The organism is Pseudomonas sp. BIGb0176 (assembly GCF_024810175.1).
GTDB classification, from domain to species: domain Bacteria; phylum Pseudomonadota; class Gammaproteobacteria; order Pseudomonadales; family Pseudomonadaceae; genus Aquipseudomonas; species Aquipseudomonas protegens.
The window spans coordinates 164,590-184,092 of the sequence record NZ_JANUEC010000005.1 but is presented as its reverse complement, the minus strand read 5'-3'; the positions used below and the strand labels follow the sequence as shown (position 1 = coordinate 184,092).

The 19,503-nt window shown below is 64.8% G+C and carries 16 protein-coding genes; 6 read left to right on the top strand and 10 right to left on the bottom strand.

Annotated elements, in window-relative coordinates:
• Positions 1-290: 290 nt before the first annotated feature.
• Both M2395_RS27665 and M2395_RS27660 read right to left on the bottom strand, forming a co-directional pair.
• Positions 291-2,639 carry an FdhF/YdeP family oxidoreductase gene (locus tag M2395_RS27665; RefSeq protein ID WP_053148523.1) on the bottom strand — a complete coding sequence of 783 codons (2,349 nt, stop codon included), beginning with the start codon at positions 2,637-2,639 and terminating at the stop codon, positions 291-293.
• Positions 2,640-2,920: 281 nt separating this feature from the next.
• Positions 2,921-3,808 (bottom strand): LysR family transcriptional regulator, encoded by an 888-nt coding sequence (locus M2395_RS27660; RefSeq protein WP_123431235.1) that lies wholly within the window; start codon positions 3,806-3,808, stop codon positions 2,921-2,923.
• A gap of 136 nt (positions 3,809-3,944) precedes the next feature.
• On the opposite strand from M2395_RS27660, the gene lysM reads away from it, so the two are divergent.
• Positions 3,945-4,385 carry a peptidoglycan-binding protein LysM gene (gene lysM / locus M2395_RS27655; protein ID WP_011058673.1) on the top strand — a complete coding sequence of 147 codons (441 nt, stop codon included), beginning with the start codon at positions 3,945-3,947 and terminating at the stop codon, positions 4,383-4,385.
• A 68-nt stretch (positions 4,386-4,453) separates the two neighbouring features.
• On the opposite strand, the gene yrfG is transcribed toward lysM, so the two are convergent.
• A complete protein-coding gene (yrfG, locus tag M2395_RS27650; RefSeq protein WP_015633779.1) occupies positions 4,454-5,116 on the bottom strand; it encodes a GMP/IMP nucleotidase in 663 nt (220 codons plus the stop codon).
• A 224-nt stretch (positions 5,117-5,340) separates the two neighbouring features.
• Here yrfG and nudE point away from each other — a divergent pair, with 224 nt between their 5' ends.
• Positions 5,341-5,907 carry an ADP compounds hydrolase NudE gene (gene nudE, locus M2395_RS27645; RefSeq protein WP_011058675.1) on the top strand — a complete coding sequence of 189 codons (567 nt, stop codon included), beginning with the start codon at positions 5,341-5,343 and terminating at the stop codon, positions 5,905-5,907.
• 11 nt (positions 5,908-5,918) lie between these two features.
• Positions 5,919-6,746 (top strand): 3'(2'),5'-bisphosphate nucleotidase CysQ, encoded by an 828-nt coding sequence (gene cysQ / locus M2395_RS27640; protein WP_011058676.1) that lies wholly within the window; start codon positions 5,919-5,921, stop codon positions 6,744-6,746.
• 141 nt (positions 6,747-6,887) lie between these two features.
• On the opposite strand, the gene M2395_RS27635 is transcribed toward cysQ, so the two are convergent.
• The 7 genes from M2395_RS27635 to rfbB form a co-directional block, all read right to left on the bottom strand.
• The gene (locus tag M2395_RS27635) at positions 6,888-7,343 is read right to left on the bottom strand and encodes a YiiD C-terminal domain-containing protein (protein ID WP_015633781.1); all 456 of its coding nucleotides are present in this window, start codon (positions 7,341-7,343) and stop codon (positions 6,888-6,890) included.
• 37 nt (positions 7,344-7,380) lie between these two features.
• Positions 7,381-8,787, bottom strand: a complete 1,407-nt coding sequence (locus M2395_RS27630; protein WP_053155930.1) for a sigma-54 dependent transcriptional regulator — start codon at positions 8,785-8,787, stop codon at positions 7,381-7,383.
• A gap of 73 nt (positions 8,788-8,860) precedes the next feature.
• Entirely contained in the window at positions 8,861-10,669 is a 1,809-nt protein-coding gene (locus M2395_RS27625; RefSeq protein ID WP_011058679.1) for an ATP-binding protein, read from the bottom strand.
• Between the two features lie 34 nt (positions 10,670-10,703).
• The gene (rfbD, locus tag M2395_RS27620) at positions 10,704-11,585 is read right to left on the bottom strand and encodes a dTDP-4-dehydrorhamnose reductase (RefSeq protein ID WP_123431234.1); all 882 of its coding nucleotides are present in this window, start codon (positions 11,583-11,585) and stop codon (positions 10,704-10,706) included.
• Positions 11,582-12,127 (bottom strand): dTDP-4-dehydrorhamnose 3,5-epimerase, encoded by a 546-nt coding sequence (gene rfbC, locus M2395_RS27615; RefSeq protein ID WP_015633784.1) that lies wholly within the window; start codon positions 12,125-12,127, stop codon positions 11,582-11,584. Before rfbC ends, rfbD begins: the two co-directional genes overlap by 4 nt.
• The gene (gene rfbA / locus M2395_RS27610) at positions 12,124-12,999 is read right to left on the bottom strand and encodes a glucose-1-phosphate thymidylyltransferase RfbA (protein ID WP_015633785.1); all 876 of its coding nucleotides are present in this window, start codon (positions 12,997-12,999) and stop codon (positions 12,124-12,126) included. The genes rfbC and rfbA overlap by 4 nt, the downstream gene beginning before the upstream one ends.
• Positions 12,996-14,078 (bottom strand): dTDP-glucose 4,6-dehydratase, encoded by a 1,083-nt coding sequence (gene rfbB, locus M2395_RS27605; protein ID WP_015633786.1) that lies wholly within the window; start codon positions 14,076-14,078, stop codon positions 12,996-12,998. The genes rfbA and rfbB overlap by 4 nt, the downstream gene beginning before the upstream one ends.
• 239 nt (positions 14,079-14,317) lie before the next feature.
• Here rfbB and M2395_RS27600 point away from each other — a divergent pair, with 239 nt between their 5' ends.
• From M2395_RS27600 to aguA, 3 genes are all read left to right on the top strand, one after another.
• Positions 14,318-17,236 (top strand): aminotransferase, encoded by a 2,919-nt coding sequence (locus M2395_RS27600; RefSeq protein ID WP_077933208.1) that lies wholly within the window; start codon positions 14,318-14,320, stop codon positions 17,234-17,236.
• A 269-nt stretch (positions 17,237-17,505) separates the two neighbouring features.
• The gene (aguB, locus tag M2395_RS27595) at positions 17,506-18,384 is read left to right on the top strand and encodes an N-carbamoylputrescine amidase (RefSeq protein WP_011058685.1); all 879 of its coding nucleotides are present in this window, start codon (positions 17,506-17,508) and stop codon (positions 18,382-18,384) included.
• Positions 18,385-18,389: 5 nt separating this feature from the next.
• Positions 18,390-19,496 carry an agmatine deiminase gene (gene aguA / locus M2395_RS27590; protein ID WP_011058686.1) on the top strand — a complete coding sequence of 369 codons (1,107 nt, stop codon included), beginning with the start codon at positions 18,390-18,392 and terminating at the stop codon, positions 19,494-19,496.
• Positions 19,497-19,503 lie beyond the last annotated feature (7 nt).

Sequence of the window (19,503 nt, the reverse complement as noted above, 5' to 3'; positions counted from 1 at the left end):
GAGGAGCCTCAAAGGGATGACGGCGCGATCCTGAGGCTGTATCGAGGGGCTTACAAACGAAATCCGACGAATAGCACGAATTGTACACAATCTCGTAACTTATTGTTTTTAATGCGGAACTTAAGTGATTTTTGCGGGTCTTTAGCTACTTCGGAACGGCCGCTTTGATACAAAAGCGGCCTTTTTTGTGCCTGCGGTTCAAGGCTGCGCAGCGGCTGTCGCCGGCTCCTACGGTTCACGCGCTAACCGTAGGAGCTGGCTTGCCAGCGAAGAGGCCCTCAAGCCAGGAATCAGGCCGAGCGAGCCATGATCAGGCCGCTGGCGCTGGCCGCTTCCAGGCGAATGGCGATGAACTTGGAAGTCGGGGTGTGGCTGCCGTCGCCGGTGCTTTCCAGCGGTACCAGGGGGTTCACTTCCGGGTAGTAGGCCGCGGCCTGGCCGGCCGGAATGTCGAAGGCCAGCAGGGTGAAGCCCTTGACCCGGCGCTCGCGGCCGTCGTCCCAGAGCGAGACGATATCGGCCTTTTGCCCCGGCTTGAAGCCCAGGCGGATGATGTCCGCCTCGTTGGCGAACAACACGTCGCGCTGGCCCTTGACCCCGCGGTAGCGGTCGTCCAGCCCATAGATGGTGGTGTTGTACTGGTCGTGGGAGCGCATCGATTGCAGGATCAGGTCCGGCAGTTGGCCGGTGGCCCGGGTGCGCTCGTGGATCAGGTCCTTGGGCAACGAGTTGGCGCGGAAGTTGGCGCGCCCCGACGGGGTGTTCCACTGGCGGGCGCCGGCACTGTTGCCCAGGTAGAAACCGCCAGGATGCTTGAGCCGTTCGTTGAAGTCCTTGAAGCCGGGAATGGTGTCGGCGATCAGGTCGCGGATGCGTCCGTAGTCGGCCGCCAGCCAGTTCCAGTCCACCGGCCGGCTGCCCAGGGTTGCAGCGGCGATACCGGCGAGGATCCACGGCTCGGAGCGCATCTGCGACGACAGCGGCTGCAACTGGCCGTTGGAGGCGTGGACCATGCTGAAGGAGTCTTCCACGGTCACCGCTTGCGGGCCGCCCGCCTGCTGGTCGATATCGGTACGCCCCAGGCACGGCAGGATCAGTGCGTCCTTGCCGTGGGCCAGGTGGCTGCGATTGAGCTTGGTGCTGATCTGCACGGTGAGGTCGCAGTTGCTCAGGGCCTGGAAGGTGCGCGGGCTGTCCGGGGTAGCCTGGGCGAAGTTGCCCCCCAGGCCGATGAATACCTTGGAGCGGCCTTCGAGCATGGCGTGGATCGCCTCGACCACGTTGTGGCCGTTGTCCCGGGGGACCTTGAACTGGAAGCGCCGCTCCAGGGAGTCGAGGAAGGCCACTGGCGGGCGTTCGTTGATGCCCATGGTGCGGTCGCCCTGCACGTTGCTGTGGCCACGCACCGGGCACAGCCCGGCGCCGGGCTTGCCGATGTTGCCGCGCAGCAGCATCAGGTTGGCGATTTCCTGGATGGTCGGCACCGAGTGGCGGTGCTGGGTGATGCCCATGGCCCAGCACATGATGACGTTCTTGCCCTTGGCATACATGCGCGCCGCTTGCTCGATCTCCACCAGGGCCAGGCCGGACTGCTCGACGATCTGCTCCCACGGGGTGTCGTCGATGGTGCCCAGGTAGTCGAGCACGTTGGCGGTGTGGGCATTGAGGAAGTCGTGGTCGAACACCGACGCCGCGCCGGCTTTCTGCGCATCGCGCTCCCACTGCAGGAGGAACTTGGCCATGCCCCGCAGCAGCGCCATGTCGCCGCCCAGGGCCGGGCGGAAGTAGGCGGTATTGGTCGGGCGGTTGCCGTTGGTGAGCATCTCGATCGGGCTTTGCGGGTGCTGGAAGCGTTCCAGGCCGCGCTCCTTGAGCGGGTTGATGCACACCACCTGGGCGCCGCGCTTCACTGCTTCACGCAGCGGTTCGAGCATGCGTGGGTGGTTGGTGCCGGGGTTCTGGCCCCAGACGAAGATGGCGTCCGCGTGTTCGAAGTCGTCGAAGGTCACCGTGCCTTTGCCGACTCCGACGCTCTGCGCCAGGGCCACGCCGCTGGCCTCGTGGCACATGTTCGAGCAGTCGGGGAAGTTGTTGGTGCCGTAGGCGCGCACGAACAGCTGGTACAGGTAGGCCGCTTCGTTGCTGGCCCGGCCCGAGGTGTAGAACTCGGCCATGTCCGGGCTGGGCAGGTTGTGCAGGTGCCTGGCGATCAGGCTGAAGGCATTTTCCCAACTGATGGGCTGGTAGCGGTCGGTCTCGGCGTTGTAGCTCATCGGCTCGGTCAGCCGGCCCTGGTACTCCAGCCAGTAGTCGCTCTGCTCCAGCAGCGAAGTGACGCTGTGCTTGGCGAAGAACGCTGCGTCCACCCGGCGCTTGGTGGCTTCCCAGTTGACCGCCTTGGCGCCGTTCTCGCAGAACTTGACCATGCCGCTTTCCGGCGAGTCGCCCCAGGCGCAGCCCGGGCAGTCGAAGCCGCCGTTCTGGTTGGTCTTGAGCATCATGCGGATGTTCTTCAGCGCGTTGTCGCTGGTCAGCCACGCCTGGGCCACGCTGATCAGGGCGCCCCAGCCACCGGCGGGTCCCTTGTAGGGCTTGTAGCGGGCTACGGGTTTCTGATCGGCTTGGTTATGTGTACTCACGGGCGACTCTCCATCGCAGGCTGCTGACCCGCAGCGCACGCTCGGCGGCAGGTGGACAAGGTTGAGACGCTGCTCGCGCGGCCGGCGTCTGGCCGGGCAAATGCCTTCGCGTACTAGCGTTCGAGGGATGCTGTGGGGCTGGCTGGCAGCGAGTGCGGGTGCCCGTTTCGCCGGGGCTGGCGCCGCGCCGGGGTGACCAGCGGCGTAACGGCTCCCAAGACTAAGCGCGGCAATCTGTCGCGTCTAATTGCTAGTACTGATCTATTGATAGATGGCGTCGATCAAGAATCGCCGAAGGATTGCTGGTAGAGGGCGAAGCAGGCTTGCGCCAGGGCCGAGCGCGGCGCGCTGCGGCGCATGATCAGGCCCAGGCGGGCCAGGGTCTGGGCATCGGCAATGGGTTGCAGGCGCAGGTGCTCGGTGAGGGTTTCCAGGCTGCGGTCCAGAGGCATCACGGCGCAGCACAGGCCGCCATGGACCATCTGCACCAGCTGATGGACGGCGTCGGTCTGCAGCACCGGCTGCGGTTGCAGGCCGCGGATGTGGAAGTTGTGGTCGATGGACTGGCGAAAGTGCATGCCGCTGGTGAGCAGGCCCAGGGGCAGTTCGATCAGCGCCTCCCAGCTCAGGGGCTGCTCGCCGAAGCTGAAGTGCCGGTGGTCGTAGAGCAGGCCCATGTGGGTCGGTTCCAGGGGCAGGGAGTCGAAATTCTCGCTGTCCAGGCGCTCCAGGTAGGAAACCCCGAGGTCCAGGCGATTGCTGGCCAACTGTTCGAGGATCTGTTCCGAGCTCAGGGACGAGAGTTCGAAGCGCAGGTTCGGGTGCTCGGCATGCAGGCGCTGCAGCAGTGGCTGGGGATTGAAACTCGACAGCGGCACCACCCCTACGCGCAGGGTGCCCACCAGGTTGCCGCGGCAGGCGGCGGCCTCGGCCAATAGCCCGTCATGGGCGGTGAGCACGGTGCGGGCCCACGCCAGCACCCGCTCGCCGGGTGCGGTGAAGCCTTCGAAACGCTGGCCGCGCTTGACCAGCGGCAAGTCGAGCTCTTCTTCCAGGCTGCGCAGGCGCATGGAGAGGGTCGGCTGGGTGATGTGGCAGCGCGCGGCGGCTTGGCCGAAATGCCGGGTTTCGTCGAGGGCGATGAGGAATTTCAGCTGCTTGAGGTCCATCTTCGCTCCGGAGCGGCAAAAGGCTGGGATTCTACCGCGGGCCTGTGACCTTGGGTCACTGGTCGCCCGGGAACCTCATCCGGCCAGGCTGGTCTAGTCTTTCGCGTCTGGATCTATCAACCAAGGAGTGTGCGACATGAGCATTTTCAGCTTTGTGAAGGAAGCCGGTGAGAAACTGATCGACCTGTTGACCCCGGGTAACGCCAATGCCAGTGAGCAACTCAAGGAGCACATCGAAAAGGTTGGCCTGGGCAATCCCAATGTTCATGCCACGGTGGAAGGTGACAAGGTGATTGTCAGCGGTGAAGTGGCGAGCCAGGAAGAGAAGGAGAAGATCCTGCTGGCCCTGGGCAACATTTCCGGCGTCGGCAGTGTCGAGGACCAGATCACCGTGACCGGTCCGGCGGTGGTTTCTGCGGTATTCGTCACCGTGAAGAAAGGCGACACCCTGAGCGCCATCGCCAAGGTGCAGTACGGCGATGCCAACAAGTACAACAAGATCTTCGAGGCCAACAAGCCGCTGCTGTCCCACCCGGACAAGATTTACCCGGGCCAGGTGCTGCGTATTCCCGAATGATCGGTTCTCTTCGCGGGCAAGCCCGCTCCCACGGGGTTCTGTAGGAGCGAGCTTGCCCGCGAAGGGCTTCACAAGCCTTCGATCAACGCCCGGTAATCCCCCACCGCCGCGAACTCCGCGGTGTCTTTCGGCCCTCTGCGGCTGTCCGGCTGGCTCACCGCCAGCAACTGCGCCACACCAAAGTCCCGCGCACTGCGCAGGATGGGCAGGGTGTCGTCGATGAACAGGCTGCGGGCCGGGTCGAAGCGGATATCGGCCTGCAAGGCGTCCCAGAACTGGGGGCTTTCCTTGGGGAAACCGTAGTCGTGGGAACTGATCAGGCGTTCGAAGTATGGCGCCAGTTCGATCCGTTCCAGCTTCAATGACAGGGAGTCGCGATGGGCGTTGGTGATCAGGATCACCCGCTTTCCGGCTTGCTTGATGGCTGCAAGAAAGGTGTCTGCGTCCGGACGCAGGGCGATCAGGTGCGCGGTTTCCAGCTTCAACTCGCGCACCGGCAGTTGCAGTTCGGCGCTCCAGAAGTCCAGGCAATACCACTGCAACTGGCCGGCGTTGCGTTCGAACAGGGGCTGCAGCTCCAGCTCGGCCATGGCCCGGCTGACCCCGTGCAGCTCGGCGTAGCGTTGGGGCAGGTGTTCCATCCAGAAATGGTTGTCGTAGTGCAGGTCCAGCAAGGTGCCGTCCATGTCCAGCAGGACGGTATCGATCTGGTGCCAGGGCAGTAGGGCCATCGAACACTTCTCCAGTGGTAAGAAAACAGCCGACCGGCGGGGTCGACAAGGCCAGTGGGGCAGGGAGGCCCGGTCACTAGAACGGATAGAAAGGAGCCGCCTCGAAGAGGGCGGTCACACGCAGTAAACAATAGGTTCCGCCGTGGTGCTGTGCACCGGCAATCTGCAACCCAGTCACTTTAAAACAGGCTGTATAGTAACCCGCTATCGCCAAGGAGCCCGCTATGCGCCAGAAACCCACCGTACTCGCCCGCGAGATCGTCGCCACCAGTCGTCTGTTCTGTGTCGAAGAGGTGCAGTTGCGGTTTTCCAATGGCGTCGAACGTACCTATGAGCGCCTGGTGGGCAAGGGCGCCGGCTATGGCGCGGTGATGATCGTGGCAATGCTCGACGCCGAGCATGCAGTGTTGGTGGAGGAATACTGCGGAGGCACCGACGCCTACGAGCTGTCGTTGCCCAAGGGCCTGATCGAGCCGGGGGAGGATGTGCTGGCAGCGGCCGAGCGCGAGCTCAAGGAAGAGGCCGGGTTTGGCGCGCGGCAACTGGAGCACCTGACCGAGCTGTCGCTGTCCCCGGGCTACATGAGCCAGAAGATCCAGGTAGTGCTGGCCACCGATCTGTATGAAGAGCGCCTGGAAGGCGACGAGCCGGAGCCGATGCGGGTCGACAAGGTCAACCTGCGCGAACTGGCGAGCCTGGCGCAGAACCCTCAGTTCAGCGAAGGCCGGGCCCTGGCTGCGCTGTACCTGACCCGCGACCTGCTGAGCCAGCGCGGGGTCTTTCAAGCATGAGCGAGACGTCAATGAATTTTCCCCACCCCTTGCTGGCGCCGGTTGCCGAGCTGGCCCTGCGTGCCGGTGAAGCGATCCTGCCGTTCTGGCGCGCCGATGTGGCGGTCAATCACAAGGCCGACGAGTCGCCGGTGACCGCCGCCGACCTGGCCGCCCATCACCTGATCGTGGCCGGCCTCACGGCCCTGGACCCGAGCATCCCGGTGCTGTCCGAAGAGGATGCGGACATTCCCCAGGCCACCCGCGCCAGCTGGCAGCGCTGGTGGCTGGTGGACCCGCTGGACGGCACCAAGGAATTCATTTCCGGCAGTGAAGAATTCACCGTCAATATCGCCCTGATCGAGCAGGGGCGGGTGGTGTTCGGCGTGGTGTCGATGCCCACCAGTGGCCGCTGCTACCTGGGCGGTGCCGGCCTTGGGGCCTGGCGCGTGGATCGCGGGCAGGCACCGCAGGCGATCCAGGTGCGTGAGCAACCGGGGGCCGGCGAGGCGTTTACCGTGGTGGCCAGCCGCCGGCATTCGAGCCCGGAGCAGGAACGTCTGCTCAGTGGTTTGAGCGCCGCCCTGGGTGAATTGCAACTGGCCAATATCGGCAGTTCGCTGAAGTTCTGCCTGCTGGCCGAAGGCGCGGCGGACTGCTATCCGCGCCTGGCGCCCACCTCGCAGTGGGACACCGCGGCGGCCCAGGGCGTGCTCGAAGGCGCGGGCGGCGAGGTGCTGGATCTCAGCGGTGCGCCGTTCTGCTATCCACCTCGGGAGTCGTTGCTCAACGGCTTCTTCCTGGCCCTGCCGGCCAAGGCGCCCTGGCGCGCCAAGTTGCTGGAACTGGCCCGCTCCTGATCACCTCGCGGCGACTTGCCGCTGCCACCCTTGTGCAGGAGCCGGCTTGCCGGCGACGGGGCCCTTGGGCCCTGTGCAAGCATTTCCGGCCTCTTCGCTGGCAAGCCAGCTCCTACAGATTTGAGCCGGGTCGCAAACGGGTTAGCGGTGCAGGACGTACTGGCCGGTAAAACGCACGGCGTCTTCTGCGCTGCCGGCATTGACGACCCGGGTGTGCAAGGTCAGCCGGGCACGGCCGTAGCGCTGATACATGGCGAGGAATTTGTTCCAGACCTTGTCATCCGGTGCGGCGCAGATCGCCACGGCGTCGCCGGTCACCGGCAGCGGGTAACTGATCTGGCCTTCCTGGATGACGATGTGCCCGTCATCGATGCCCTGTTCCTTGAGCCGCAGGTGCAGCCAGCCCCAGCCGGCGAGCACCGCACCGCAGTACAGGCTGCCGCCGAACATGGTGCTCTTGTGGTTGACGTTGGCCTCCAGGGGCAAGTGCAGGCGCAACTCTTGCACCTGCCAGTCGAGCACCTGCAGACCCATGTCCCGTGTCAGGGGGATGTCGCGGTGGAGGATGGATTCCAGGTATCGACTGTCGCGATTCATGCCGGGGCCTCAGGGGTCAAGGGAATAACGGAACGCTTCATTCTGATTCGTCGCCGGGCTGGTTGGCGCCGCCGTCGGCGAAGTTCAAACCGTGCTTGCGCAGCTTGTCGTGCAGGGTCTTGCGTGGAATCCCCAGGGCTTCGGCGAGGCTGCGCATGGAGCTGTGGGGCTGGGCCATTTCAGCGGCGATCAGGGTCTTTTCGAAGTGCTCCACCTGCTCGCTCAAGCCTCCTTCGATCAGGCTCGGGGCCGCAGCCGCGGGCGTACCCGGCTCGCTGTTGTCCAGGGCCAGTTCTAGGCCCAGGGCGAAGCGTTCGGCGGCGTTCTGCAGCTCGCGCACGTTGCCCGGCCAGCTGTGGCGCAGCAGCAAGGCACGGTGTCCGGGTTGCAGTTCCTGGGGCGGCAGGCCGTGGCGGGTGCTGGCTTCGTCGGCGAAGTGCTGGAACAGCATCAGCACGTCTTCGCCACGCTCGCGTAGCGGTGGAATGCGCAGCGGCGCGACGTTCAGGCGGTAGTAGAGGTCGGCGCGAAAGCGTCCCTGGTCCGCGGCCTGGCGCAGGTCTTCCTTGGTCGCGGCGATGATGCGGATATCCAGCGGGATCAATTGATTGCCCCCCAGGCGTTCCACCACCCGCTCCTGCAGCAGGCGCAGCAGCTTGACCTGGACATCCAGGCTCATGCTTTCGATCTCATCGAGGAACAGGGTGCCGCCGTTGGCAAATTCGAACTTGCCGATGCGGCGTTTCTGCGCGCCGGTGAAGGCCCCCGGCTCGTGGCCGAACAGCTCGCTTTCCACCACCGACTCCGCCAGGGCACCGGCGTTGATCGCCACGAACGGCCCGTTGCGCCGTCCGGAGAGATCGTGCAGGGCACGGGCCACCACTTCCTTGCCGGCGCCGGTCTCGCCGAGGATCAGCACATCGGCCCGGGTCGCCGCCAGGGCGCCGATCTGCTGGCGCAGGCGCAGCATCGGCGGCGACTGGCCTACCAGCCGCGCACTGAGTTCCTGACGGTCGCTGAGGGCTAGGCGCAGGCTGCGGTTGTCCAGCACCAGGCGCCGCCAGTCCAGGGCGCGGCGCACGCTGTCCAGCAGGGCATCGCTGGCGAAGGGCTTTTCCAGAAAGTCATAGGCGCCGGCACGCATGGCCTGCACGGCCAGGGGCACGTCGCCGTGGCCGGTGATCAGCAGCACCGGCAGTTCCGGGTCCTGGGCATGCAGCTGGTTGAGCAGCTCCAGGCCGTCCATGCCGGGCATGCGGATGTCGCTGACCACCACCCCCGGCCAATCCCGCTCCAGGCGCGGCGCCAGGCCCTGGGCTTCGGCGAGGGACAGCACCTTGAGCCCCGCCAGGTCCAGGGTCTGGCTCAGGGCCTGGCGCAGGTGGGGATCGTCGTCGATCAGCACCACTTGCAACTGAGGATCGAGGCTCTCGGGATGGCTCATCGCTCACTTTCCAGATCGTGTCGGGGCCGGGAGCGCCGGGCCGGACAGGGTTGATATCGGGTGCCGCTCTGCTTCATACCCCGCGGTCCTCGGAGGGCTGCAGGCTGACTCCGGGGGCCCCGGCCCGCAGGCGCAGGGTGATCAGGGCCCCGCCTTCGCGGTGGTTGGCGAATGACAGTTCACCACCGAAGGCACGCATCAGGGTGTCGCAGATGGCCAGCCCCAGGCCCAGGCCCTGAGTACGGGTCTTGGTGGTGTAGAACGGCTCTCCGGCGCGACCCAGCGCTTCCATGCAGAAGCCCGGACCGTTGTCGCGAATGTACAGGTTGACGCCGGTGGCGGTGGATTCGGCACTCAGCCAGAGTTTGCGCGGTGGGCCTTTTTCGGTCAGGGCATCCAGGGCGTTGGCCAGCAGATTGCCAAGCACCTGGCGCAGGCGGGTTTCCCCGGCTTCGACCCACAGGGTGGCAGCCGGCAGGTCGCGGATCAGTTCCACTTCCATGGCCCGGCGGCGCTTGGCCAGTAGCGCCAGGGCGTCGTCCAGGGCCGGTTGCAGGGCCACGCTTTCCGGGGCGTGGTGATCGCGCCGGGCGAAGGCCCGCAGGTGGGCAATGATCGAGGCCATGCGCCCGGTCAGTTCGCTGATCAGCTTGAGGTTGCCTCGGGCGTCGTCGGTGCGCTGGTGGTCCAGCAGCACTTCGGCGTTCTCGGCATAGCTGCGGATCGCCGCCAGGGGCTGGTTGAGCTCGTGGCTGATGCTGGCCGACATGGTGCCCAGAGCCGAGAGCTTGCCGGCCTGGACCAGGTTGTCCTGGGCCCGCACCAGTTCCTGCTGGGCGGTTTCGCGCTCCAGCACTTCCTGCTTCAGGCGCCGGTTGAGGCTTTCCAGGTCGCTGGTGCGCTCGGCCACACGCATCTCCAGCTCGCGCCGCGCCTTGGCTTCGAAGGCGATCCGCTCCAGGTAGTGGCGGCGGCGCTGCATCATCAGGCCGAGCAACAGCATCAGCACCAGCAGCGCGGCGGCGCCCACGGCCACTACCGTGCGCACCGGCCGGTCGATCAGAGTGCGCGGTGCGAGGATGCTCACGGCCCAGCGGGTTTCGTCGATCTGCTGGGTCTGGGTCAGCCAGGCATTGGGGTTGAGGTTCAGCGGCCTTGGGTCGCGAGTCGGATAGGGCTGGATGGCGACGATCGCCTGGCGTTCCTCGTCGCTCAGCGGCCGGGTCGCGCGAAAGCGCCATTCCGGGCGCGAGGTGAGGATCACCACGCCATTGTGGTCGGTCATCAGCAGCTGTTCCGGGGTCTTGCCCCACAGGCTTTCGGTGTGGTCCAGGTCGACCTTGACCACCAGCACGCCAAGGATCCGCTCGCCATCGCGCACCGCGGCAGCAAAGAAGTAACCGCGCTTGGCCGAGGTGGTGCCCAGGCCGAAGAAGCGCCCCAGGCGCCCGGCCATGGCCTCGCTGAAATAGGGGCGGAAGGCGAAATTGCGACCGACGAAGCTGTCGTGCTTGTCCCAGTTGGAGGCCGCCAGGGTCTTGCCGCTGGTGTCCATCAGGTACATCACCTCGGCGCCGGTCTGGGCACTGATGTTCTTCAGCAGGCGGTTGGCGTTGCCCTGGGTCACGCCATCGTCCGGGGCGCCGAGTACCGCGCGCAGTGCCGGCAAGTCGCCGAGGATCTGCGGCAGCACTTCGTAGCGGTGCAGGGTGCCCAGCAGGTTGGCCACGTACAGGTCGAGGGTCTGGCGGTTCTGGCTGGTCAGCTCGTTGCGGTAGTAGCGCTCCGCCAGATGCTCCAGCGGCCACAGCAACGGCGCCAGGCACAGTGCCAGCAAGGCCAGGCTGCGCCAGCGAGGGCGACGGGGAAGGGGTGGGGTCATGGAAAAGGCGCCTGTGGATACAGGCGCATTATGCCTAGCCCTGCTCGGCAAGACACTCGCGCAATGCGGTGTGCCAGTCCGGCTGGACCACGCCCCACTCCCGTGCCAGGCGGCTGCAGTCCAGGCGCGAGTTCAACGGCCGCGGCGCCGGTGTCGGGTAAGCGCTGGAAGGGATGGCTTCAAGGACGGCGCAGGGTTTGTCCATGGCCAGCAACTGCTCGCCGATGGCCTGGGCAAAGCCGAACCAGGAAGTCTCGCCGTGGGCGGTGAGGTGGTAGGTGCCCCAGGCGCCGGGCTGCACGGCTCGCCAACGCTCGATCAGCGCCCGGGTGCTGGTGGCGATGGTGCCGGCCCAGGTGGGCGCGCCGATCTGGTCGGCCACCACCCGCAGCTCGGGTTTTTCCTGCAGCAGGCGCTGCATGGTCAGCAGGAAGTTCTTGCCATGGCTGGAGTAGACCCAACTGGTGCGCAGGATCAAATGCTGGCCCTGGACCAGCCGGATCGCCCGTTCGCCGGCCAGCTTGCTCTCGCCGTAGACACTCAGCGGGTTGGGCTCGTCGTCCTCCACATAGGGCGTTTCCTTGCTGCCATCGAACACGTAGTCGGTGGAGTAGTGAATCAGCGGCACACCCAGCTCGAAGGCTTCCTGGGCGAAGATCCCGGGGGCCGTGGCGTTGATCGCAAAAGCCAGCTCCGGCTCGCTCTGGGCCTGGTCGACGGCGGTGTGGGCGGCGGCATTGATGATCAGGTCCGGGCGAATGGCGCGCACTTGCTGGCGGATCTGTTCCGGGTGGCTCAGGTCCAGTTGCTCACGACCCAGGACCACCAGCTCACCGAGGTCGCCGAGGCGCTGCTGCAGCTCCCGGGAGACCTGGCCGTGCTGGCCGCTGATAAGGATTTTCAGAGGAGCGTTCATGGGAACAGATCGGCCTCTTCTAGGCTTTTACCTTTCTGGTCCTTGGCCGAGAGCGTTGGCATATCCTGCAACTGCCAGTTGATCGCCAGGGTCGGATCGTCCCAGCTGATGCAACGTTCAGCAGAAGGCGTGTAGTAATCGGTGGTCTTGTAGAGAAACTCGGCAGCGTCGCTGAGTACTACGAAGCCATGGGCGAACCCTTCGGGAATCCATAGTTGGCGATTGTTATGTGCAGACAGGCGAACACTTGCCCAACGGCCAAAGTTCGGGGAGCTGCGCCGGATATCGACGGCTACGTCCAGAACCTCGCCGGCAATCACCCGGACCAGTTTTCCCTGCGGGTGCTCAATCTGGTAGTGCAGACCACGCAGGACGTTCTTGACGGATCGCGAGTGATTGTCCTGTACAAAGCTCTTCTGCAAGCCGGTGGCCTCTTCAAAGGCCTTGGCATTGAAGCTCTCGTAGAAGAAGCCACGCTCGTCGCCAAAGACCTTGGGCTCGATAATCAGTACACCGGTGAGCTCTGTCTGAATGATGTTCATTGGGTCTCCCCCGCCAGAGTGAACAGGTACTGGCCATAGCCGGTCTTGCCGAAGTAAGCGGCGCGCTCCAGCAGGTGCTCGCGGCTGATCCAGCGGTTCTCATAGGCGATCTCTTCCAGACAGGCGACTTTCAGGCCCTGGCGATGCTCGATGGTCTGCACGTATTGCGAGGCCTCCAGCAGGCTGTCGTGGGTGCCGGTGTCGAGCCAGGCAAAGCCCCGGCCAAAACGCTCCACGTGCAGGTCGCCACGCTTAAGGTAGGCGTTGTTGACGTCGGTGATCTCCAGTTCGCCCCGGGGCGAAGGCTTGACGTCCCTGGCAATCTGCACCACGTCATTGTCGTAGAAATACAGGCCGGTGACCGCGTAGCTGGACTTCGGCTTCTTGGGTTTCTCTTCGATGGACAGGGCACGGCCCTCGCTGTCGAAGTCGATGACCCCGAAACGCTCCGGGTCCTTGACCCAGTAGCCGAACACCGTGGCGCCGCTGGTGCGCTTGGCGGCATCGCGCAGCTGTTCGCCGAAGTACTGGCCGTGGAAGATGTTGTCGCCCAGGATCAGGCACACCGGGTCATTGCCGATGAACTCCTCGCCAATCAGGAAGGCCTGGGCCAGGCCATCCGGCGAAGGCTGTTCGGCGTAGCAAAAACGCACGCCGAACTGGCTGCCGTCACCCAGCAGGTTGCGGTATTGCGGCAGGTCCTGGGGGGTGGAGATGATCAGGATGTCCTGGATGCCGGCCAGCATCAGTACCGAGATCGGGTAGTAGATCATCGGCTTGTCGTAGATTGGCAGCAGCTGCTTGGACACACCGAGGGTGATGGGGTGCAGACGGGTGCCGGAGCCGCCCGCCAGAACAATGCCTTTGATCATGCAATCAGATCCTTGATGTCGGTGGAACCCAGGCGTTGGCCCTGGTAGCTGCCGTCTTGTACCCGGCGGCACCACTCGAGGTTTTCCAGGTACCACTGCACGGTCTTGCGCAGGCCACTGGTGAAGGTTTCTTCCGGAACCCAGCCCAGCTCGCGCTCGATCTTGCCGGCGTCGATGGCGTAGCGCAGATCGTGGCCGGGGCGGTCCTGGACGAAGGTGATGAGGTCGGCGTAGTGAGCCACGCCCTGGGGTTTCTGCGGGGCCAGCTCTTCCAGCAGGCTGCAGATGCCGCGTACCACGTCGATGTTCTTCTGCTCGTTGTGGCCGCCGATGTTGTAGGTCTCGCCGACCGTGCCTTCGGTCATCACCTTGAACAGGGCCCGGGCGTGATCCTCGACATACAGCCAGTCGCGCACCTGCAGGCCGTTGCCGTACACCGGCAGCGGTTTGCCTGCCAGGGCGTTGAGGATCACCAGCGGAATCAGCTTTTCGGGGAAGTGGAACGGGCCGTAGTTGTTGGAGCAGTTGGTGATCAGCACCGGCAGCCCATAGGTACGCTGCCAGGCGCGGACCAGGTGGTCGGATGCGGCCTTGCTGGCGGAGTAGGGCGAGCTGGGGGCGTAGGGCGTGGTTTCGGTGAACAGGTCATCGACGCCATGCAGGTCGCCATAGACCTCATCGGTGGAAATATGGTGGAAACGGAAAGCGGCTTTTTCCGCCTCGGGCAATGTGTGCCAGTAGGCGCGGGTCGCTTCCAGCAGGCTGTAGGTGCCGACGATATTGGTCTGGATGAAGTCGGACGGCCCGTCGATGGAGCGGTCGACATGGGACTCGGCAGCCAGGTGCATGATCGCGTGGGGCTGGAAGCGCGCCAGCACGGCGCTGACGGTGGCCTGGTCGACGATATCGGCCTTGACGAACTCATAGCGGCTGTTGCTGGCGATGCTGTGCAGCGATTCCAGGTTGCCTGCGTAGGTCAGTTTGTCCAGGTTCAGCACTTCGTGTTCCGTGTGCTGAAGCAGATGGCGGACCAGGGCCGAGCCGATAAAACCGGCTCCGCCGGTAACGAGAATGCGCATATTTGGGGCCTGTATCCTTGAAAACGGTCATTTGCTGCGACGAATGCAGCATAGCTTGTCGATAGGACGCCTAGGGTGCAATAGCAACAACCGCTTGATTGCTCTGCGAACCGTCGGAAATTTCGCCGGCCGAAGTTTACAGCAGGCAAGGCTCTGGTCTTGCCTGTGCGCTTTGGGGTTGCGCATTAACTTGCGCAGTGGCGATATAAGCGCCCTATAACAATTCCAGGGGTCGTTGTATGTTGCTCGCCACCTTGATCCACCGTGCCAGTCTGCCCAGCCCGCAAGTCTTAGCGCAGCAAGCGCTGGAGTTGCTGGAAAGCCACTACGGCCTGCACGGCACCCTGCACTCGCTGGGCAGCCAGCAAGACCTCAACTATCGCGTCGACAGCCCCCAGGGGCGGTTTGTCCTGAAGATCTGCCGCGGCGACTACTCGGTCCTGGAGTTGCAGGCGCAGCACGCCGGCCTCAAGCATCTGCAACAGCACCCGGAGCTGCGAGTGCCCAGGGTCATCCCGGCGACAAACGGCGCGGACCTGCTGTCCCTGGAGATCGCCGGGCAAGCGCTGCACGTGCGCCTGCTGGACTATATAGAAGGCCGCTCCCTGACCCAGCTGCCGCACCTGGGCGGCGAGCTGGTGGCGGGCCTGGGCCGGCTGTGCGGGCAGATGGACCTGGCCCTGGCGGATTTCGAGCATCCGGGCCTGGAGCGCACCCTGCAATGGGACGCCCGGCATGCCCAGGCATTGATCGGGCATCTGCTGCCGGTCATTGCCGACCCGCAGCAACGAGCGGTGATCGCCAGCGCCGCGCAACGCGCCGAGCGCCGCCTGCATCCGCTGCTGGAGCAACTGCCGGTGCAGGCCATCCATATGGACATCACCGATGACAACGTGGTCTGGCAGCGGGATGAAGCACGGCATTGGCAGGTGCAGGGGGTGATCGATTTCGGCGACCTGATCCGCACCTGGCGCATCACCGACCTGTCGGTGACCTGCGCGGCGCTGCTGCATCACGCCGAGGGCGACCCGCTGCGCATCCTCCCGGCGATCCAGGCCTACCATCAGGTCAACCCGTTGCAACGGGCGGAGCTGCTGGCGCTCTGGCCTCTGATCGTGGCCCGGGCGGCGGTGCTGGTGCTCAGTGGCGAGCAGCAGGTCAGCATCGACCCGGGCAATGCCTACAGCCGTGCCAACCTGAGCCACGAGTGGGAGATTTTCCAGGTCGCCAACTCGGTGTCGTTCGAGTTCATGGAGGCGGCGATTCTCACCGCTGTCGGGCACGCACTGCCTGCCATTGGCGGTGAGGGGTTTGCCCCGCTGTTGCCGAGCCTGGTGGGGCGCGAATTCGCCCTGATCGACCTGGGCGTGCTCAGCCCGCACTTCGAGGCGGGCAATTGGGAGCAGCCGGGGATCGACGATCGCCTGTTGGCCGAAGCTGGCGCCGCCCATGGCCTGGCCGCCAGCCGCTATGGACAGTACCGCCTGTCGCAGACCCGTCCCGATAGCGCCGAGGAACCCTCGACCTGCCCCTTGCATGTACAACTGCAAGTGCCGCCAGGCACCGCTGTGGAAGCGCCGTTCGCCGGGGTCCTGCACCGTGCCGAGCAAGGCCTGTTGCGCCTCGATGGCCCGACCCTGAGTGTGCACCTGTGGGGCGTCGAGCCTTCGTTGCAGCCGGGAGCGGCGCTGGTCAAGGGCCAGGTGCTGGGCGCCGTGGCGGGGGATGGTCGGCTCAAGGTGCAGCTGTGTCGCGCTGCCGAACTGGATCCGCCGCTGTTCTGTACACCGTCCCGAGCCCCGGCCTGGCAAGCCCTTTGCCCCTCGCCGGCGGCGCTGCTGGGGCTGGCCTGCGATGCCGAGCCGGAACTGGATCCGCAAACCCTGCTGGAGCGTCGTGACGCCAGTTTTGCCCGCTCGCAGAAGCACTATTACCTCGATCCGCCGCGGATCGAGCGCGGCTGGCGCAACCACTTGATCGACATGCAGGGGCGTTCCTACCTGGACATGCTCAACAACGTCGCGGTGCTGGGCCACGGTCACCCGCGCATGGCCGCTGAAGCGGCGCGGCAATGGTCGCTGCTCAACACCAACTCGCGTTTCCACTATGCGGCGATCGCCGAGTTCTCCGAGCGCCTGCTGGCCCTGGCACCGGATTCCATGGACCGGGTGTTCCTGGTCAACAGCGGCACCGAGGCCAATGACCTGGCGATCCGCCTGGCCTGGGCCTACAGCGGCGGGCGCGACATGCTCAGTGTGCTGGAGGCCTACCACGGCTGGTCGGTGGCGGCTGACGCAGTATCCACCTCCATCGCCGACAACCCTCAGGCCCTCACCAGCCGTCCGGAGTGGGTGCACCCGGTGACCGCGCCCAACACCTATCGCGGCGAGTTCCGCGGCCAGGACAGCACCCCGCACTACCTGCGCAGCGTCGACCAGCAACTGCACAAGCTGGATGAGCAGCAACGCCAGCTGGCCGGTTTCATCTGCGAACCCGTGTATGGCAACGCCGGAGGGATTTCGCTGCCACCGGGCTACCTGCAGCAGGTCTACGAGCGGGTGCGGGCCCGGGGCGGGGTGTGCATCGCCGACGAGATCCAGGTCGGCTACGGGCGCATGGGCCAGTTCTTCTGGGGCTTCGAGGAGCAGGGCGTGACCCCGGACATCATCACCATGGCCAAGGGCATGGGCAACGGCCAGCCCTTGGGTGCGGTGATCACCCGGCGGGAAATCGCCGAAGCGCTGGAGGCCGAAGGCTATTTCTTCTCCTCGTCCGGCGGCAGCCCGGTCAGTTGCCGCATCGGCATTGCGGTGCTGGACGTGATGCAGGAAGAGAAACTCTGGGAAAACGCCCAGGTGGTCGGTGAACACTTCCGGCAGCGGCTGGAGGCGCTCAAGGAAAACCACCCGCTGGTGGGAGCGGTGCATGGTTCCGGTTTCTACCTGGGGCTGGAACTGATCCGCGATCACGCCACCCTGGAACCGGCCACCGAGGAAACCACCCTGCTGTGCGAACGCCTGCGCGAGCTGGGGATTTTCATGCAACCTACCGGCGATCACCTGAACATCCTCAAGATCAAGCCGCCGATGGTCACGACTCGCCAGAGCGTGGATTTCTTCGTCGACATGCTGGCCAAGGTGTTGAGCGAAGAGCTGTAGGCGCAGGGCTCTGCTTTGCGTTGACCTCCATTCGCCGGCAGGCCGGCTCCTGCAACGCTTGGTAGGAGCCGGCTTGCCGGCGAATGCGTTTCTTTATAATTCGATTGTTATCGGCTTTTTGTCGTTAATTTATCGTAGTTAATGGTTTTTCAGCTTTTAAAGTCGATATTTATCGGATATAAAGTGGCCATATCCAGGCTTGGCCTCGCCGTGCCCGGTGCCTTGTGTCCGTTGTCATCGACCGCTTCGCCTTGCCCAGGAGTTGATCCATGAGCCGTACCGTTACCGTCGCCGCTACCCAGATGGCCTGTTCCTGGGACCTTGAGGCCAACCTCGAAACCGCTGAGAAACTGGTACGCGAAGCCGCGGCCAAGGGGGCGCAGATCATCCTGATCCAGGAACTGTTCGAGGCGCCTTACTTCTGCCAGAAGCCCAACCCGGATTACCTGCAACTGGCCACCACGGTGGACAGCAACGCCGCCATCGCGCACTTCCAGAAAGTCGCCAGGGAGCTGCAAGTGGTGCTGCCCATCAGCTTCTACGAGCTGGCCGGGCGGGCGCGTTTCAACAGCATCGCGATCATCGATGCCGATGGCAGCAACCTCGGGATTTATCGGAAAAGCCACATCCCGGATGGCCCCGGCTACCACGAAAAGTACTACTTCAACCCGGGCGATACCGGCTTCAAGGTATGGAACACCCGCTACGCGAAGATCGGCGTGGGCATCTGCTGGGACCAGTGGTTCCCCGAGTGCGCCCGCAGCATGGCCTTGCAAGGCGCGGAGATTCTCTTCTACCCCACCGCCATCGGCAGCGAGCCCCACGACCAGACAATTTCCTCCCGCGACCACTGGCAGCGGGTGCAGCAGGGCCATGCCGGGGCCAACCTGATGCCGCTGATCGCCAGCAACCGCATCGGCAACGAAGAGCAGGACGGCTACGACATCACCTTCTACGGCTCGTCCTTCATCGCCAATCAGTTCGGCGAGAAGGTTCAGGAGCTCAACCAAACTGAAGAAGGTATCCTTGTGCACAGCTTCGACCTCGACGAGCTCGAGCACATCCGCAGCGCCTGGGGCAGTTTCCGTGACCGTCGTCCGAACCTCTATGGCGCGCTGAAAACCCTCGACGGTTCCCTGGAGTCCTGAACACTATGAGCACTTTGCACAGCACGCCGCGCGCCGACGGTTTCTACATGCCCGCCGAATGGGCGACCCAGACCCAGGCCTGGATGATCTGGCCCGAGCGCCCGGACAACTGGCGCCTGGGCGGCAAGCCGGCGCAGGCCGCCCATGCCGCGGTGGCCAAGGCCATCGCGCGCTTTGAACCGGTGACAGTGGCCGTGTCCGCGGCCCAGTATGAAAACGCCCGGGCACGCCTGGACGTGCCCAATATCCGTGTGGTGGAAATGTCCAGCGACGACGCCTGGGTCCGCGACACCGGCCCGACTTTCGTCATCAACGCCAGCGGCGAAGTGCGCGGCGTGCACTGGGGATTCAACGCCTGGGGCGGCTTCGAAGGCGGCCTGTATTCGCCGTGGAACCGTGACGAGCAGGTCGCCAGCAAGGTGCTGGAAATCGAACGTTGCCAGGAGTACCGCACCGAGGGCTTCGTGCTCGAAGGTGGCTCGATCCACGTCGATGGCGAAGGCACCCTGATCACCACCGAGGAATGCCTGCTCAACCACAACCGCAACCCGCACCTGTCCCGCGAAGAGATCGAGGCGGTACTGCGCGAGCATCTAGCGGTGGAGCAGATCGTCTGGCTGCCGGACGGCCTGTACAACGACGAAACCGACGGCCATGTGGATAACTTCTGCTGCTATGTGCGCCCGGGCGAAGTGCTGCTGGCCTGGACCGACGACCCCCAGGACCCGAACTACCCGCGTTGCCAGGCCGCCCTGCAGGTGCTGGAAAACACCCGTGACGCCAAGGGCCGCACCTTCAAGGTGCACAAGATGCCGATTCCCGGCCCCTTGTACGCCACCGAAGAGGAATGCGCCGGGGTCGACGCGGTAGAGGGCAGCCAGGAGCGCAACCCTTCGGTGCGGCTGGCGGGTTCCTACGTGAACTTCCTGATCGTCAATGGCGGGATCATCGCGCCCAGCTTTGACGACCCGATGGACGCCCAGGCCAAGGCCATCCTGCAGCAGCTGTTTCCCGAGCACGAAGTGGTGATGGTGCCGGGCCGTGAACTGTTACTGGGGGGCGGCAATATCCACTGCCTTACCCAGCAACAGCCCGCGCCACAGCGGATTTGAGTGCCGT